12 protein-coding genes are annotated in these 17047 nt (G+C 67.2%); 5 read left to right on the top strand and 7 right to left on the bottom strand.

Going from position 1 to position 17047, the window contains the following annotated elements:
• The first annotated feature begins 119 nt into the window (after nt 1–119).
• A complete protein-coding gene (locus ACLHRZ_RS13030; protein WP_490418538.1) occupies nt 120–1469 on the top strand; it encodes an erythromycin esterase family protein in 1350 nt (449 codons plus the stop codon).
• Between the two features lie 81 nt (nt 1470–1550).
• Here the strand turns inward: ACLHRZ_RS13030 and ACLHRZ_RS13025 are convergent, their stop codons facing one another.
• A complete protein-coding gene (locus ACLHRZ_RS13025; RefSeq protein ID WP_490418537.1) occupies nt 1551–3011 on the bottom strand; it encodes an alanine/glycine:cation symporter family protein in 1461 nt (486 codons plus the stop codon).
• A 272-nt stretch (nt 3012–3283) separates the two neighbouring features.
• Between ACLHRZ_RS13025 and ACLHRZ_RS13020 the strand changes: the two genes are divergently transcribed.
• Both ACLHRZ_RS13020 and ACLHRZ_RS13015 read left to right on the top strand, forming a co-directional pair.
• Nucleotides 3284–4174: a sensor histidine kinase gene (locus ACLHRZ_RS13020; RefSeq protein WP_490418536.1), complete on the top strand. Its 891-nt coding sequence runs from the start codon at nt 3284–3286 to the stop codon at nt 4172–4174.
• 2 nt (nt 4175–4176) lie between these two features.
• A complete protein-coding gene (locus ACLHRZ_RS13015; protein WP_490418535.1) occupies nt 4177–4587 on the top strand; it encodes a nuclear transport factor 2 family protein in 411 nt (136 codons plus the stop codon).
• Nucleotides 4588–4795: 208 nt separating this feature from the next.
• Here the strand turns inward: ACLHRZ_RS13015 and ACLHRZ_RS13010 are convergent, their stop codons facing one another.
• Nucleotides 4796–5629 carry a fumarylacetoacetate hydrolase family protein gene (locus ACLHRZ_RS13010; protein ID WP_490418534.1) on the bottom strand — a complete coding sequence of 278 codons (834 nt, stop codon included), beginning with the start codon at nt 5627–5629 and terminating at the stop codon, nt 4796–4798.
• Nucleotides 5626–6795 (bottom strand): cupin domain-containing protein, encoded by a 1170-nt coding sequence (locus ACLHRZ_RS13005; RefSeq protein ID WP_490418533.1) that lies wholly within the window; start codon nt 6793–6795, stop codon nt 5626–5628. Before ACLHRZ_RS13005 ends, ACLHRZ_RS13010 begins: the two co-directional genes overlap by 4 nt.
• Nucleotides 6796–6947: 152 nt before the next feature.
• Between ACLHRZ_RS13005 and ACLHRZ_RS13000 the strand changes: the two genes are divergently transcribed.
• Nucleotides 6948–7691 (top strand): IclR family transcriptional regulator, encoded by a 744-nt coding sequence (locus ACLHRZ_RS13000; RefSeq protein WP_490418532.1) that lies wholly within the window; start codon nt 6948–6950, stop codon nt 7689–7691.
• Here ACLHRZ_RS13000 and ACLHRZ_RS12995 read toward each other — a convergent pair.
• Both ACLHRZ_RS12995 and ACLHRZ_RS12990 read right to left on the bottom strand, forming a co-directional pair.
• The gene (locus ACLHRZ_RS12995) at nt 7672–10233 is read right to left on the bottom strand and encodes an ABC transporter permease (protein WP_490418531.1); all 2562 of its coding nucleotides are present in this window, start codon (nt 10231–10233) and stop codon (nt 7672–7674) included. The two genes, ACLHRZ_RS13000 and ACLHRZ_RS12995, sit on opposite strands and share 20 nt — an antisense overlap.
• Before the next feature lie 273 nt (nt 10234–10506).
• On the bottom strand, nt 10507–11436 hold the full coding sequence (locus ACLHRZ_RS12990) for a trypsin-like serine peptidase (protein ID WP_490418530.1): 930 nt from the start codon (nt 11434–11436) through the stop codon (nt 10507–10509).
• A gap of 411 nt (nt 11437–11847) precedes the next feature.
• Between ACLHRZ_RS12990 and ACLHRZ_RS12985 the strand changes: the two genes are divergently transcribed.
• A complete protein-coding gene (locus ACLHRZ_RS12985) occupies nt 11848–13944 on the top strand; it encodes a M15 family metallopeptidase domain-containing protein (RefSeq protein WP_490418529.1) in 2097 nt (698 codons plus the stop codon).
• A gap of 59 nt (nt 13945–14003) precedes the next feature.
• On the opposite strand, the gene ACLHRZ_RS12980 is transcribed toward ACLHRZ_RS12985, so the two are convergent.
• Nucleotides 14004–14954: a serine hydrolase gene (locus tag ACLHRZ_RS12980; RefSeq protein ID WP_490418528.1), complete on the bottom strand. Its 951-nt coding sequence runs from the start codon at nt 14952–14954 to the stop codon at nt 14004–14006.
• A gap of 210 nt (nt 14955–15164) precedes the next feature.
• Nucleotides 15165–16820: an N-acetylmuramoyl-L-alanine amidase gene (locus tag ACLHRZ_RS12975; RefSeq protein ID WP_490418527.1), complete on the bottom strand. Its 1656-nt coding sequence runs from the start codon at nt 16818–16820 to the stop codon at nt 15165–15167.
• Between the last annotated feature and the right edge of the window lie 227 nt (nt 16821–17047).

The raw sequence follows: 17047 nt of genomic DNA, 5'->3' as shown, positions 1-17047 counted from the left end.
GAACGTCCCCGGGCAGGGCTACCCCCAGGAGAGGACGGGGGCTGCCCTCAGCGCGCAGCCGCTTCATCGGCGCGATCATCATTCCCGGCTGGGGACATTCGAGTTGAGGAGTGATCGGCATGACCGGGCAGATGCAGATACGGCGACGGCCGCTGCTGACAGCGGCAGCGGCCACGATGGGGATGCTGTTGGCGCCCGCACCGGCCCACGCAGCCCGGAGGGCACCGGCACAAGCCCCCGCCCAGGACCCGCTCCGCGCGCTGGAGCAGGCGGCCCGCCCGCTGCGGTCGGCGGAACCGGGGGCGGACACGGCCGACCTCCGTCCTCTGGGGGCGATGATCGGCGACGCGAAGGTGGTGGGCCTGGGCGAGGCCACGCACGGGTCGCACGAGTTCTTCACGATGAAGGAGCGGGTCTTCCGGTATCTCGTCGAGGAGAAGGGCTTCACCACCTTCGCCCTGGAGATGAGCTGGCCCGCAGGACTGCGGATCGACGAGTACGTCCGGAGCGGCCGGGGAGACGCGCGCCAGGTCGTCAAGGAGGCCCTGGGCGGATCGCCGTGGGAGCGCGAGGAGTTCCTGCACCTGATCGAGTGGATGCGGGACCACAACCGGAGCCGTCCCGGCCACCGGGTCCGCTTCATGGGCGACGACATCGGATATCCCAGGGTGGGCGACGACCTCTTCGAGCGCGTGACGGGCTACGTCCGGCAGCACCACCGGAGCCTGCTGCCGCGCTTCACCGAGCTCTACACCGGCCTGCGCCCCCTCGACGACGCCGCCGCCCACCTGCACAGGCCGCTGCCGGAGCGACGGCGACTGGCGGACAACGCCCGACTGGCCCTGGAGCTGCTGGAAAGCCGACAAGGCTCGGACGGCGAGGAGTTCGCGTGGACGGTGCAGCACGCCCGGTTCCTCGCCCAGACCGCCAGGTTCCTCGCCTGCGACCTCGACGACGCCGCGGCGATACCCTCCGCGATGGTCTACCGCGACCGGGTAATGGCCGAAAACGTCGCCTGGTGGCATCGGCACACCGGCCACAGGATGCTGCTGTCCGCGCACAACGGACATGTGGCATACGTGCCCGACGACCCCGAGACGCACCCGAAGGCGCAGGGCGGGTTCCTGCGCGAAGCGCTCGGCACGGGCTATATCCCCCTCGGCTTCACCTTCGGCCAAGGGTCCTTCCTGGCACAGAAGAAGAGCCTCGCGGGTCCGTGGGAGAAGGTTACCGTGGGTGCGGCCGACCCCGGCACCAGCGAGTACACCCTCGACCAGGTCCGTCGCACCGACTACTTCCTCGACATCCGCAGCGCCCCGGCCGCGGCCCGCGCGTGGCTCGATGCCGCCCGCCCCAGGCGCAGCATCGGCACCGAATACCCCTGTCCGCTCTCAGACGTCCCGATCGGCCGGTCCTTCGACGTCCTCATCCACCTCCACCGCGTGCGGGAAGCCGACAAGTTGCGATGAACGGCTGAGCGGGCTCGGCGAAGTACGGTGCGTGATCGCGCCCCGCCTGGCGGGCGGGGGCGAACCAGCTGCCGGATCGGCTCAACCGGCCTGCGTCAGCCGTTCCTCCGCGACAGCGCGCTCCGGCCGGGCCTCCCAGCACTCCACGCCGTCCAGGTCCGGCAGCCGGTCTCGGGTGAACACCGGGTCCAGGCCCAGCCGCCGCTGCGCGAGGTAGTCGTCCAGCAGGCGGAAGGCGATGGCCGAGAGGGGCAGGATGGCGAGGAGGTTGATCAGGGCCATGAGGCCCATGAAGACGTCCGCGAGGTTCCACACGACGCTCACCGAGCCGAGCGCGCCGAGGAAGACGACCACCAGGACCAGGGTGCGGTAGGCGGGCAGCACCCAGCGCTTGGCGGTCATGAACTCGATGTTGGACTGGCCGTAGTAGTAGTTGCCGATCATCGAGCTGAAGGCGAGCATGAAGACGACGAGGGTCAGGACGTGTCCGGCCCAGCCTCCCAGGGTGTCGGTGAGGGCGCTCTGGGTCAGGTCCGCGCCCTGGCGTCCGCCGAGTTCGGGGTTGGTCGTCAGGATGATGAAGGCCGTCATCGAGCAGATCAGCAGGGTGTCGAAGAAGACGCCCAACGCCTGCACCAGGCCCTGCTTGACGGGGTGGGAGACCTCGGCGGCGGCGCCCGCGTTGGGGGCGGAGCCCAGGCCCGCCTCGTTGGAGAACATGCCGCGCCGGATGCCCTGTTGGATGGCGGCGCCGATGCCGCCGGCCGCCAGCTCCCGGAAGCCGAAGGCGCCGCCGACGATGTCGCCGAACACCCGCGGCAGGTCGCCGAGGTTGAGCAGCACCACGGCGCTGCCGAGCAGCAGGTAGACCACGGCCATCACGGGGACGAGCACGGTGGTCACCGAGCTGATGCGCTTGACGCCGCCGAAGACCGCGAGCCCCAGCAGCACCGCCAGCAGCAGGCCGATGGCCGGGCCGAACCACTCCGCCTCGGAGGCGGGCAGCGAGGCGGTGGCGACGCTGGTGATGGTGTTGGACTGGACGGCGTTGAAGACGAAGCCGAAGGTCACGGTGATCGTGACGGCGAAGAGGACGCCGAGCCACCGCTTGCCCAGGGCACGCTGCATGTAATAGGCAGGGCCGCCCCGGTAGGAGCCGCCTGCGCCGCGCACCTTGTAGAGCTGGGCGAGGGCCGATTCGACGAAGGCCGAAGCGCCGCCGATGACCGCCATCATCCACATCCAGAACACCGCGCCCGCGCCGCCGAGCGTGACGGCGGTGGCGACGCCGGCGATGTTGCCGGTGCCGACGCGCGCGGCGGCGGAGATCGTGAACGCGCCGAAGGACGAGACCGCCTTGCTGCCGTTCTCCCCCGGCTGCGGCTTGCCCCTGAGGACGCGCAGCATTTCGGGGAACAGGCGCACCTGTACCGCTTTGGAGCGGATGGTGAAATACAGGCCCGCACCGATCACCAGCGGGATCAGCAGGTAGGTCCAGAAGACGTCGTTGACGTCGACGATGAACGAATCGAGCGTGCTCATGGGCGTCCTTAGGGGGCGTCCGGAAGGAGGCGGAAGCAAAACTTCCGTTAAAAGCTTCGGAAAGTATTGCTTTGCGTGGAGGTGTAGACCAGAGGCCCCCTATGTGGCGAATCGCACATATAGCCCGATACAACCCCGCATGCTGCACTCTGCGTGACTTTTCCCCATCAGACCGTGGCATTCCGGCAGGACCCGTACATGGTCGACGTCCGCCGCACATCGTTCACCCTTTGCCCGGCACCGCGCCGGGAACCGTGTGCCAACGTGGCGGGATGCACATGCAGGTAACGACGCTCGTGGTTCTGGCCGTGTCCTTCCTCGCGCTGTACGGCGGCGCTGCCGCGCTCAGAGAACTCGTGCGTCGGCGCAAGGAGTTGGCCTGTCAGCCGTGGTACAGCACCGCGCAGGTGGAGTCGTTTGTGGAGCAGGCGGGTGAGTACGCCTTCCTGCAGGAGCGCCATCGCGTCGCCTCCGGTCTGCACGACGGCATGGGCAATGCCGTGACCGCGCTCGTCCTGCACTCCGAACACCTGCTGCGGCTCCCGGGGCTGCCCGCTGAGGCCCGCCCTTCCCTCCTGGCGATGCAGCAAGGAGCCCGCCGCGCATTGACGGACCTCAGGGAGCACACGAGGATGCTCCAGGACGGACGGGAGGAGCCGGAACCCGGCGCCGTCTCACGGATCTCCAGCACCGAGCTCCTCGCAGCCATGGCATGCAATATGCAGGCCATCGGCATCGCCATGACCTTCGAGACGAGCGGCGTTCCCCGGCAACTGCCCGTACGGGTAGAGCGGGCGATATACCGGATGGCGATGGAAGGCCTCTCCACCGGGGCCATGCACGCGCCGGGCAAGCCCGTGGCGACGCGGTTGCGGTTCGGCACGGACGTGATGGACTTCGAAGTGGAGCACCGACGGCTCCGGCCCCTCCGGCTGCCGGGCGCCCCCGTGGCGAACCACCTGAACGGACTGAACGGTCTGCGGGACACGGTGACCGAAGCAGGCGGTTCGTTCATGGCGGGACCGGCCGGGAACGACGGGTTCGTGCTGCTGGCCCGGTTCGGGGTCGACCAGGAGCATCCGCGCCGACTCCAAGGAATCGATCGCGCGCCAGAGGACCTTGTGCCCTGTCTGACGACGTCTGACGGAATGCGGAGGCACTGACCATGACTGCTGCAGAGCTTGTGTCGGCGTATCTGGCGGGGCTGGAGCGAGCGGACGCCGAAGCGGTACTGGAACTGTTCGCGCCCGGCGCGATGGTGCACTCTCCGCTGTACGGCCCCAAACCCGCTGCAGAGTTCTATCCGGAGCTCTTTGCCGATACGAGCCGCTCGCGCCTGACGTTGCTGGGTGTGGCGGAAGGCCGCACGCAGCAGGGTGCTGCGCTGATCTCGTTCTGGTTCCACTTCGACTGGCGTCTGCCATCGGGGGTCGCTGCCCCGTTCGATGTGGTGGATCTGGCGGAGCTGGACGACCACGGTCGTATCGCGGCGCTGCACATCGTGTACGACACCGTCGACGTACGCCCGGTCTTCGAGCGCGAGACAGGAACGTCGTGGCGGCCGACCGTGGATTGATGCCGGAGGCCCCCGCCACCGGCATGGGATCCGGCGGGCGGGGGCCTGCTCGTAAGGGGCGTTCCTGGCAGCGTTGTAGTGGGCATGAGCGACTACGTGGCGCCGGGTCTACCCGGCGAGGGCGGTGGGCCGGTCGAGTTCCTCGTCGCCGAGCTTTCGACGGTGGCCAGGAAGAGCCAGGTGCTGTGGTCCATCCAGGTTCGGGTGCTCAGCATGAGGCGCGCACCACGTTCTCGAGCCGACCGATGCCACTGATCTCCGTGACCAGTGTGCTGCCGTTCTCGAGGTAGCGGGCGGGCTGCCGGGCGTGGCCCACTCCGCCCGGCGTCCCGGTGGCGATGACGTCGCCGGGGCGCAGCGTGGTGATCGTGGAGATGTAGCGCACCAGGGCGACCGGTCCGAAGAGGAGGTCGGAGGTGTCCGCCTGCTGGACGGTTTCGCCGTCGACCGAACAGGACAGAGCGAGGGCCGGGGTGACGCCGCCGTCGAGCTCGTCGGGGGTGACCAGGAAGGGTCCCAGCGGTGTGGTGTTCTCGAAGGTCTTGCCCTGGAGCCATTCTTTGGTGCGGAACTGCCAGTCGCGCATGGTGACGTCGTTCATGACGGTGAAGCCCGCTATGGCTGCAGCGGCCTCCTGTTCGTCGGCGCGGCGAACTGTCCGGCCGATGACGACGGCCAGTTCCGCTTCCCAGTCGACGGCCGCGGACTCGGGCGCGAGGTCGATGTCGTCACGGGCGCCGATGAGCGCATCGGCGAACTTGGCGAACAGGGTGGGGTGTTCGGGCAGGTCGCGGCCCATTTCCAGGATGTGGTTGCGGTAGTTCAGGCCGACGCAGATCACCTTGCCGGGTCGGGGGACGACGGGAGAGGGTCCGGCTCCGTCGGCGGGGTGGGTCGTGTCCGTGTCCCGGGCCGCGAGCGTGGGCCAGTTCTCCTGGGCCAGCAGAGTGCCGATGTCGGTGAATCCGAGGTCGGCGTATCCCTGTTCCGTGACGCGGGCGGCCCGGGTGTCGGAGGGGGTGCGGATGGTGGCGAGCTTCACTGGTGGTCTCCTTGCAACGGGTGCTTTCCTTGCGGCTGGTGGCCCTCTGCCGCGCTGTCCTCGCTACCGGTCGGGACGCGATCCAGGTGGAGCCGCTCGAAGAGGGGGGTGTCGCTGAACCGGAAGAGGTCCAGCCCCTGGTCGGTGGCCATGGTCAGCGGCTGCCAGGACGGGACCACGAACAGGTCGCCGCGGGTGACCGTCCATGTCTCGTCGCCGACGCTGGCCTCTCCCGTGCCGTCGAACACCTGGAACACCGAGGACCCGACCTCGCTGCGGGGCGCTGTCCGGGTGTCCCGTGCCAGCCGGTGGAATTCGGTGCGCAGCGTCGGCATGACGTCGCTGCCGGTCGTCGGGTTGGTGTAGCGGACGGCCGCGTGTCCGGGTTCGACGGTGACGGGGTGGCCCTCGTCCTCCAGGGCGAGTTGCTCGGTCAGTGCCCGGTCGGTGTACTCCCAGCGGTAGGCCAGCAGAGGCGTCGACGGCGTCGGCCGAAGGCGGGTCAGGGGCCGCAGACCGGGGTGGGACCACAGGCGCTCGGAGCGGGAACGGTCCGGTGTCGTGGAGGTGCCGGCCGCGTCGGGGCCGAACTCGAAGAAGGTCGAGCCCGTGTAGTGCTGGAAGGGGATGTCGAGGCCGTCGATCCAGGTCATCGGCCGGTCACTGGTGTTGTGGTGGCCGTGCCAGTTCCAGCCTGCCTGCGGGAGGAAGTCACCGCGCCGCATCGCGACCGGGTCGCCGTTCACGACCGTCCACACGCCCTCGCCCTCGACGACGAACCGGAAGGCGTTCTGGGTGTGCCGGTGCACCGGAGCGTCCTCACGGGGGTTGAGGTACTGGATCGCCGCCCACAAGGTCGGGGTCACGAACGGCATCCCGCCCAGGCCGGGGTTGGCCAGCGCGATCGCCCGGCGCTCGCCGCCCCGGCCGACCGGGACCAGTTCACCGGCCTGCTCGGCCATCGGCATCAGAGCGTTCCACCGCCACAGGTGCGGCAGTGCTGCGGACTTCGGACGGACCGGCATCAGATCGCCGATCTCGGTCCACAGCGGTATCAGGTGCTCGCGCCGGAACCCGGCGTGGAGCGCCCCCAGTTCGGAAGTGCGAGGCAGCTGGTCGGGGGCGTCCGCTGCGGGGACGCCGAGAGGGCTGGGGCTGGTGGTCATCTCCGTACGGACCTTTCGGTCTCGGCGGCGGGTACGGCGCGGGCGGTGCTCCGCGGCAGGGGCGGCATGGGCGTACGCGGGGCAGCCCAGCAGGAACAGCCATGGCAGAGAGGCTGCACAAAGCCCCTTTTGGCCCGGTAGGTTTTTCTGCTGTGAAGAATCGACCTACGTATGCCATTGCGTCGGTCGACTGCGCACTGCATCTGGCGTCCCTGCTTCAGCAGGGGGAAGTGCTGCGGGTGACGGATGCCGCCGAACGTCTGGGGGTCGCGGTCTCCACCGCGCACCGGCTGCTCGCCATGCTGGTCTACCGGGACTTCGCAGAGCAGGGCCCGGACCGGCGCTACCGGGCTGGCAAGGTGCTGCGCCCTGCCGAGAGCCCGGCGGCACCGATCGCCCTCCTGCGGCGTGCGGCACTGCCCCACATGGGCCAACTGGTGGGCCGGACACAGGAGTCGGTCAACCTGACGGTGCTGGCCGGAACCGAAGTCCGCTTCATCGCCTCGGCCGAGTGCGACCGGATTCTGAAGGTCGGCGACCGCGCCGGCCGGACCATGCCCGCGCACGCCACGTCGGGAGGCAAGGCGATCCTGGCGTCCCTGCCCGCCGACGAGGTCACAGCGCTCTACGACGGTGCGGCGGAGGTCGACCTGGGGGCGCTGCAGCGCGAGCTCGGCCTGATCCGCCGGCGCGGGTTCGCGATCAACGACCAGCACACCGAAACCGGCCTCAGCGCCGTCGGCGTACTCGTCCGGAGCCCCGCAAGGCCTCCGGCTGCACTGTCCCTCGCACTGCCGACAGCACGGTTCGCCCGCGAACAGCTGCCCACTTGGGTCGGTGCCCTGTCCGCGGCCGCGGCCAGGATCGAGCGCGATCTCAGCTCGGATCGGTCTTGACGGCTCGCAGCAGGTCGGTCCGGGCGGCGACGCGGGCGGGCCATGCCGCGGCGAGGATGCCGACTGTGAGGGCTGCGCCGACGAAGAGTGCGAGGCGGTCCCAGGGGAGGACGGTTCGGTAGTCGGTGAAGGTCGTGGTCAAGGTGGTGCCGACGGCCCAGGCGAAGAAGAGGCCGGAGCCGATGCCCACGACCGCGCCGAAGAGGGAGATCGTCACGGACTCCAGGCGGATCATGCTTCTCACCCGGGCCTGATCGAGGCCGATGGCGCGGAGCATTCCGGTCTCCTGGGTCCGCTCGTGCACGGCCATGGCGAGGGTGTTGACGACGCCGAGGACAGAGATGACCAGGGCCATGCCCAGCAGGCCGTACATCACATCGAGCATCATGCCGACCGTGCCGGCAGCGGCGGTGCGCAGGTCTTCGTCGCTCTCGATGACGATGGCGGGGCTGTGCCCGGTGGCCTTGAGGAGGGCCTCTTCCATGGCGGCCGGGTCGGTGTCGTGGCCGGCGACCCAGATGGCGTGGACGGTGGGCATCTCACTTATCTCGGCAAGTTTGCGTTCGTCGAGCATGAGCGGGGACAGAACGCTGCCCGGCTGCTGGTACACGGCGCCGACGGTGAGGGAGAGCTTCTTTCCGGCGTCGGTGACGATCGGGAGGGAGGAGCCGACCGAGACTCCGTACTGCGCAGCGGCAGCGGTGGACAGTGCGATCTTGCCGCCGGCCAGGGAGGACAGTGAGCCGCTGTCGACCTTGATGCGGAAGATCTCGGAAAGACTGCCGGTCCGGACGCCACTGACCGCCTGGACGTCCCGCCGCCCGGCCTCGACCTGGAGCATGCCGGTCATCCTGGGGGCCACAGCCTTGACCTCCGGGGCCTTGGCCACTGCGTCGATCAGCGAGGGCTGTATCTCGCCGCCGTTGACGAGGGAGATCCGGTACCCGGCTCTCAGGTTGCCGGTGCTCTCACGGTCGATGGCCTGGCCGAGGCTGACGCCGAGAACGGACAGGGTGGTGATCATCGTCAGGCCGATCGCGATGGAAGCGGAAGTGACGGCGGTGCGGCGGGAGTTGCGCAGTGCGTTGTGGGCCGCCAGCCGGCCGGGGGTGCCGAAGAGCTTCTCCATGGCCGGTCGCAGTGACGTGACGAACGGGCGGGCCAGCAGCGGGAGCAGAGCCATCATGCCTGCCATGGCGAGGGCCGAGCCGAGGGCCATGATCATGCGGCCGTCCTCCCCGCCCGTGGCGACGCCCCACAGGACGACACCGGTGCCGGCCGCGGCGAGTATGCCGCCCGCTATGCCGCGCCGGGTCAGGGACTTGACGGTGGCGGGGGCATGGGCGCTGCCGAGGGCCTCTACGGGGGCGATCCTGGTGCTGCGCCGGGCGGGCAGCCATGCCGAGAGCACGGTCACGGCGACGCCGACGGCGAGAGAGACGACCACAGTGGCCGGGGCGACGACCAGGGGGCCGGGCGGCATGGTGACGCCCAGGCCGCCCAGCGCCTTCGGCAGGACGCCGGCCATCGCGATGCCGAGAGCGAAGCCGGCAGCTGAGGAGAGCAGACCGACGAGAGCGGCCTCGGTGAGGAGCGAGCGCATCACCTGCCGGCGGGTGGCGCCGACGGCACGCATCAGTGCGAGTTCCCGGGTGCGCTGGGCGATCAGCATGGTGAAGGTGTTGTGGATCAGGAAGACGCCGACGAACAGGGCGATGCCGGCGAATGCCAGCAGCACGGTGGTGACGTTGGCGAGGCTCTGCTCGATCTCGGCCGCCTCGCGGGCGGCCAGGGCGGTTCCGGTGGAGACGTTGTCGCGTTCCCCGACAAGCGGTTTGATCTTCGCCGACAAGGTCTGCTCGGAGGTGCCCTTGGTCGCCCCGACGAAGACCTCGTTGTAGAAGCCGGGCTCCAGGAAGCGGGCCTGTGCGGTGGCGGTGTCGAACAGGATCAGGCTGCCGCCGGACTTCACCTTGCCGTCCTCGGTGGTGAAGATCCCGGTCAAGGTGAGTTCCTCGGCGGGGCCGTTGCCGCCAACGCGCACCGTGTCGCCGACCTTGTGACCGCCGGCCCGGGCGGTGGCCGCATCCAGGGCGATCTCACCGGCCCCGGCGGGGCCGACGCCCTGGACCAGGGTGATGTCCGGGTCCTTGCCGTCCATGCCGGGGGCGAAGTTCATGCCCCGGTTGCTCCAGACCTCGCCGAGCATCCTGCCGTTCTTGCCGCCGGCAGCGGCAAAGCCCGTTACTCGGCCGGTGACAGAAGCCACCCCGGGCACGGCACGGATCTCGTCCAGCTGCTTCTGGCCGATTCCGGGGTAGCCGCTCGACGCGCCGTTCTCGTCACGGCTCTTGCCGTGGGCTGTGACGGCCACGGCAACACCGTCGTAGCTTCTGCCCAGTTGTTGGTGCAGGGTCTGCTCGAGCGTGGCGGTGAAGATCAGGGTGCCGGAGACGAACGCGACGCCGAGGGTGATGGCAAGTGCCGTTATCAGCAGCCTGGCCTTGTGCGCAAGCACGTTGCGCAGCGCGGTACGGAACATGGGAAGCCTTGATTCCTGGTGCGGGAGATCTGAGTGCCCGGGGCGACATCCCGGCCATGAGGCTGCTTCAGCCGATGCAGCGCTGGGCACCGAAGGCCTTCTATCCTGCACAACTGTCAGAGCAGTATCGTCCGCCCTGCGTCCCATGTTTCGATCCACGTCCGGACAGACCGATTGCGAAGGTCGATCAACCAACGGCTCTGGTACGGCTGTTGGACCCGGCTGTACCGGGTCCGACAGCGGTGCCTTCCGGGAGGCGCCGGGAAAGGCGCATCACGCAGTCCGGGCTCGCTCATAAATCTGCTCGGCCAGCGGACCCAGAACAGTCGAGGTGACCACAGGCCCGACGCCGGAATAGTCACCGTCGGCGCTCTGGAGGCCGATCAGGGTTCCCTTCCGGGCGTGCGGATCGAAGTCGGCGAGCCACGGGCCGCCGCTTGCGCCGGCTCGCAAGTCGCAGGGAATGAGCATGGAATCGGTCATCAACTCAAGTGTGTCGGTACGGCCCTCGCAGTACAGCAGCTCGTTCCCGAACTGCGGGTCCGACATGGGGTACCCGAAGGCATGCACATCGTGGCCGATGTTGCGGTCGAACGCGATGCGCTGGCTGCCGACGGCCTGCCCCAGGTGATCACCTGCAGCATTGGGAGAGGTGACGATGGCCGCGAAGTCGGGGGCGCTGCCGTAGTCGTCCTCGGTGAACGCCTGCGGCACCAGGACCTGGCGCGCGGGGAACATCCCGTGCGGAGTCGGGTAGGCGTTGTGCTGGCTGCCCGGCACGAACACCACGTCGGTCACGAAATCCCTCTCCCTGCCGGGCGGGTACAGGCAGTGCGCGGCGGTGATCACAACGTCAAAGTTGCCGGAGTCCACCGATGTGGCACTGCAGTAGCTTGCGATGCCGTCCGGGCGCACGAAGTACACCTTGCCGACCGTATCCATCCGCGTGTCCGGGCTGTCATTGGGCCACGTCTTGGTCAACGGGCCGGTCGCACCCCGGTCTTCGTTGTAGCCTGCTTCCTTCATACGTTTTCCGTCATCATGACTCCAGTGATCGACGGCCGCTTTCTGATCCTCAGAGCTGTATCCCCGGCCTGCGATCGGGTCCGGCTCGACGGCCGCTGCCACTGCCGGCGAGAAGGCCCAGGCCGCGACCAATGCGGCCACCGCCACAGCAGTCGCCAGAGCGTGCTTGATCTTCATCGACAACCCTTGCACGGGGCGGCTCTGCGCCTCACCGGGCGCCTCCGACAACGACGGGCGATGATCCACGAGAAATCCTCAATGTCCGCTCGATAATTATCTGTTGCGATCCAATGTATGCAGCAGCAACCGTGCGAGGCATTAACCGTTGGTACTCCGCCTCGACCTGTGGTTGATCCCGGTGTGCACGCCCAGTCCGGATGCCGGCCCAGGACCGCACATCGGGCCGCCTCATCCCATGATCAATCTTTGACAGCGGAAGATCCACTTTCAACTGTAGACGCTGCTGCACGCCAATGGTTCGCTCAGCTTATCGGCCGCCCGGTCCTTCAACTGGGCCAAGAACAAAGTGTTTTGCAAGTTCCGGCGGGACTGTCGGCAGCCGGAAGCAGAAACAGAAAGGTGTCAACGATGGTCGACATACTGACCGGATTCCAACGGGAGTTGGAATCCAGCAAGAAGGCGTTCCTCGCAAGACTGCGGGACTGGGCCGCCGGCGATCAGTTCCCGGGAAACTTTTCGGACGCCTTCGAGCAGGCCCTCGCCCTGCGCCAAGGGGGCGCATTCAGCAGCAACTTGTCCGAAAAAATCTTCTCCGACACGCTCCGGATACTCAAGGCTCGGCATGTCGAACGGTATGACAGGAGTCCGAGGAGCGACGAGCAGAAGCTCATGGAGGGGAAGGCACGGCACGAGGCTCGTGAATACGTACGAGAGGCCGTGATGGAAGAGATGGGCAAGTGGACCGGGGAGCCGCTGCGCGTCCGTGCCGAGGCGGAGCTCACCCTGCTCGAATTCGTGGCCGGGGAGATACCGGAGAAGGTCCGCCTGATCGAACAGATCGTCGCACAGGTCGACAGGGTGCGTGAGTACGAGTTCACTCAGGGACTCATGAGCAGCAAGGCCCTCGCATGCACGCCCGACGTCGCTCCGTTGAAGCGGATCGCACGCGAGATGGCCGATCACCGGGAGCAGGTCCAGTCGGCCCTCAAGGGTTTCTGCGTCGGCTCCGGCAGGCCTCTGTCCGCACAGTCGGACGCCGAGCTGAAGGCCTGTATCAAGAGTGCCACGGCTCTGCACAAGACGTACCTGCCCACCTTTGAGCATCTGGCCAAGGCCACCGACGAGGCAGTCGGCGCGCTCGACTTCACGGTGAACGACAAGATGCTCGAGGCGTACATCCGAGGCGAGAGCGTCAAGATCGAAAAAATCAAGGCCGCCAAGCGTGCCGTGGACGCGGGGATCACTCTGACCGGGGCGGTCCTGAACAAGACGAATGCCACAGGGTTCTTCGTCCGGCTCGGCCGTCTGCTCTCGAGCGTGGCCTTCACGTCTGCGACACAGGCCTCCATAGCCATCGACAAGGACGTTTTCCTCCGCACTGACGTCCGGACCCGAATGTTCCCCCGTTACAACGAGAACCCGACGATCCTCGCGGCCGACCTGCAGGCGAAACAGCGGGCGGCCCTGGAGATCTTCCTCAACGCCCTCGATGCCACGGTTTCCGGCGCCCTGATCAGTGTTCCGGAACCGGTCGGGTCCACGGTGATGGAGGTTGTCGACCCCATTGTGGATGCGGTCAAGGACGCCGTGGAGTCGATTCTCGAAAAGCGGATGGAACTGGCGGTCGCCGAAATCGAAAGAATCCGGGGGCCGATCCTCGATTCCCGGGTCCCGTCAGCAGAGACAAGCGAAGACTCTCTGTGGACCAAGGTGACCGGCCTGTACCAGGACGCCCACGACAAGATGAGCACAGAGATGGACGAGCTCGAGAAGACGATCGGGTTCAGGATCGAGGAGGTCTATACCGCTCACAAGCTCACGGAGAGCCTGAAAAATGCGGAGCATGCGGACGCACTGGGCTGCATCATCGAATTGATCGCGCCTCGGGTCACCGCCATGGTGCTCCAGTACGCCCGCATCTCCCCGGCCGAGACCCTGACGGGCGACCAGTTGGCCGAACTCCTCGACGAGATCCACTTCAGTCAAGCGCCGGTCGGCACCACATTCATCCGGGAGGTGAAGTGGGTATCCCCGGCACCGATCACCGGGGAATCCGATGTCCCCGGCACGGTAAACGGCCGGATGACGTTGCGCACCAACGCGAACCGGAGTGTGCTCACCGGCGCGCGCAGGTCCTTCTGCGTCTCTCTGGACTTCGACGGGGTCGAGGTGTGGGGGCGCTACGACCCCAAGAACAGGACCTGGCAGGCCACCGAAATCGATCAAGCATCGTTCAAGAGCTGGAACGACGTCCAGATCTATTCCGATGCGATAGAGATCGGAGCCGGAACCGCCGGGACCAGGACGGCCGGTAAGTGGCTCTGGGTAAACGCACCGGAAGCCGGCTTCACCTACATTGCCTTCGCACCCACCGATGGCTCAACTCTGCGCTGGGGTCACCGTGGGGACACCTCGGGGGCGAAGGGGAAAAACTACCAGCTCCAGAACCTTATTCCGGAGAAGCTGTGGGTCCGGAAGAGCTTGGGAGAGGTGTACAAAGCCTAGGGCTGCCGCTTCAGCGTCGGCGCGAGAGGGGCCGCGGCCGGAAAATCGTCCAGGGTGTCTCAGCAGCCCGGTCTGGTTGCGACCGGACGTGCCTCGCCGGGGTGGAGCGTGCGGTGGATCGCACCGGCGACTCCCGCGACGGTGTCGATCCCATAGTTCCATCCGGACTCTGCCGGGCAACCGGCGAGTACTCGGTTGTTCTCGCTGAGAATGACGATTCCGTAGTCGTACGTGCCGTCCGGGTCCGTGAACGCAGCCATGCTGTTGACCTTCCAGTCAAGCCTGTCGTAGGGGCGGTCGGCGTTCTCGCTGCGCTGAAGCCAGCCGTTCTTCACGTGGACGGAAACAGCCTCGGGAGCGCCCTCCGGTGTACCCCACCTCTGCTCGTCCCGGACCCTGTTCATCAGGTCGAGTGCGTACGCACGTGATGCGGAACCGAGCACCGTGTCGTCGCGGCCGGTGAGCAGTTGGAGGAGTTTCGCCTGGTCCCCGGCAGTGGCCTGGGTAAGCCCCCAGAATCCCTCCAGGTCGAGGACCGTATCGTTCATCCCGGCCTTGTCGAGAAATTCCTGGATCTTGAGTGGAGCCAGATGGGAGGGATCATTCGGATCCGAAAGCTGTCCCCACAGAACATCGGTCGCGTCGTTGTCCGAATCGACGATCATCTTCTCGGCAAGAGCCTCTTGCTCGGCCGTCAGGCGGCCGCCGCTGTCGAGCAGCAGCGCGCCCAGGATGATCGGTTTAACAGTGCTTGCCGCATCCTGCCGCCTGTCGTCGTTGTGCAGGCACGCGACATCGGCAACACGGTCGTACAGCACGACGGACGCCACGCTCTGGCGGTCGGACAGGGCTTCCGCCATGGCTTTCTCCAGTCCCCTGGCCAGTTCCTCGTTGTCCGACGAGCAGGTGACCTCGACAGGGGTCGTGCGGGTCACTACGGCACTCGCAGGTGCGGCTACCAGAAGTGATGCCACGATGACGGTCGCCTTGACGACGACTGCCGCCGCCATCCTCGCATTTCGTACAGTGCTCTTTCCCATCACGGCCGAGCGAATCACGGGCACCGGATAAGAGGCACAGCCGGAAGTCGAAACTTGGCGGCAAGGGATGACGATGCCCACCGCCCCGGCTACCCGCGAAGGTGGAAGACACGGAGACGGCCGGGACGGCGAGCATTCTTCTACTGCCTGAAATCAGGCGGCGACGGGCTGGAAAGCTGATCAGTCGCCGGCGGACTTGTGGCGCTTACGGTTCAGGAACAGCGCGGCTCCCCCGCCCAGGACCAGGAGACCGGCCATGGCCGACAGAGGCGCCATGAGGCCGTTGGCGCCTGTGGAGGCCAGGTTACCGTCCGTGTCCTTGCCCGAGGTCGGGCTCGGGGCCGGACCGACGCTCGGCTTCGGGGATGGCCCGGCGCCGCCTCCGGAGCCATCGGAAGGGGCCGCGCTGGGCTTGCCGGAAGCCTGGCAGTCCAGGGCCCCGCGGAACTCCTGGGTCTGGTCACCGGGCAGGGTGACCACGATGCGGTAAGGACCGTTCTGAGCGACGGGAACGGTCACCGTCTTGGTGCCGCCGGACGCGACGGTGTGGTCCTTCCCGCTCACGGAGAATGTCTGCTCCGCGTCGCCCTTGTTGGTCGCGGTGATGTCGACGCCGCCCTTGTCACAGTTCTGCTTGGCGGACAGATCGAGCGCAGGGGTCGGCTTCTGCCCACCGACCTGCGTGCGCAGAGCGGGCAGGAAGTCGTACAGGCGCTGACCGGGGCAGAGCGTGGTGTTGACGTCCCGATGACTGGTGATGACGTCCACCGTGACCGGTGTATCGATCGGATGGGGATTGGTGCCTCCACCGCCCCAGGAGATCAGTTCCACCTTGCCGCGCGGGTCGAGACCATATTGGTCGAGCTTCCAGCCCAGCAGATCGACCAGGCTGTTGCACATGGCCGGGGTCGGCTGCGGATCAGGGCCTGTGTTCTCACCGCCCTCACTGTTGTTGGGCTCGAAGTTCCCGAGGGCGGCTACCCCGAAGGTGTCGGTGTTGAAGCCCTGGGCATGGCCGCCCAGGATGCCTGGGATAGCACTCCCGGGCCGCATCTCGACCGAGCCCTTCCGGCCTTCCCAGATGGCACCGAACCGGTCCACGACGAAGTGGTAGGGGAAGTCTCCGTACCCCTGGTTCTTGATCAGGTCCTCGTAGATGCCGTTGATGATCCTGGGAACGTCCGCACGCGAGTAGCTGTTGTTCCCGGTGACGGTGTGGTGTACCACGGCCGCCTTGATCCGGTCCTGGAGCTTGTAGCCGTCGTCCGCGATCGACTCGTCAGCACCCCAGTCCGCACGCGAGTTGACGTGCGGCTGCTGTGCCCGGCCGGGCGAGGAGGATCCCGGCGACGCCTTGGGGGTCTTCGGATCCACCATGCCGAGCCGCAGGTCCTTCGGCAGCCCGCCGCTCGGGGTCGTGACCTTGACCTCGACACCGTCTGCGCTGCCCGAGAAGTGGCTCGGGGAACCCGCCCTCTTCGCGGACTCGTTCACCGCCTCTTCGAGTTCGAGCGGGATCTGTCGCCACCTTCCCCAGGACCCGTCCTTGTGGAAGCGCGCGCTGGCCTTGGTTCCCGGCGGCATGAGCGAGTCCTTCTTCCAACTCAGCCCGACCGTCGAGAAATTCTTGCCCGTCAGTTGCCCGGTCGAGAAAGTCCGTGCCTTGCCGTCGCCGAATTTCTGCGGCGTGACCTTGTCCGTCGGTTTCCCTGCCGCGTCGGTCAGCGCGACCTGTTCGTTCTTCCCCGTACCTTGGGCTGCGGAGGACGGGGCGGCGACAGCCGCTCCCACCGGCGCCAGGCCAGCAGCAGAGATGGCCAGTGCAAGTGCTGCCACCGCCACCATGGGTACCTTATTGCGGGTGCCCAATTCTCGTCACTTCTGTATCACGATGCGTTCGTAGAGTTCACCGGAACTCCGGGGGCCGGAGTGTCCGGCACGTTTCTACCGAGCGGGATACCGTACGGGAGTGTGCGAAGGTTGATACTTCATGTCAACAGCCTGGTATTTCACAGCTTTTGACAACGACCGCGCGAGTGCACATCGGTGTTCGGTGAACGGGG

The sequence above is a fragment of the Streptomyces sp. AM25 genome, from assembly GCF_058146165.1.
This window is presented reverse-complemented; position numbering and strand designations above follow the sequence as displayed.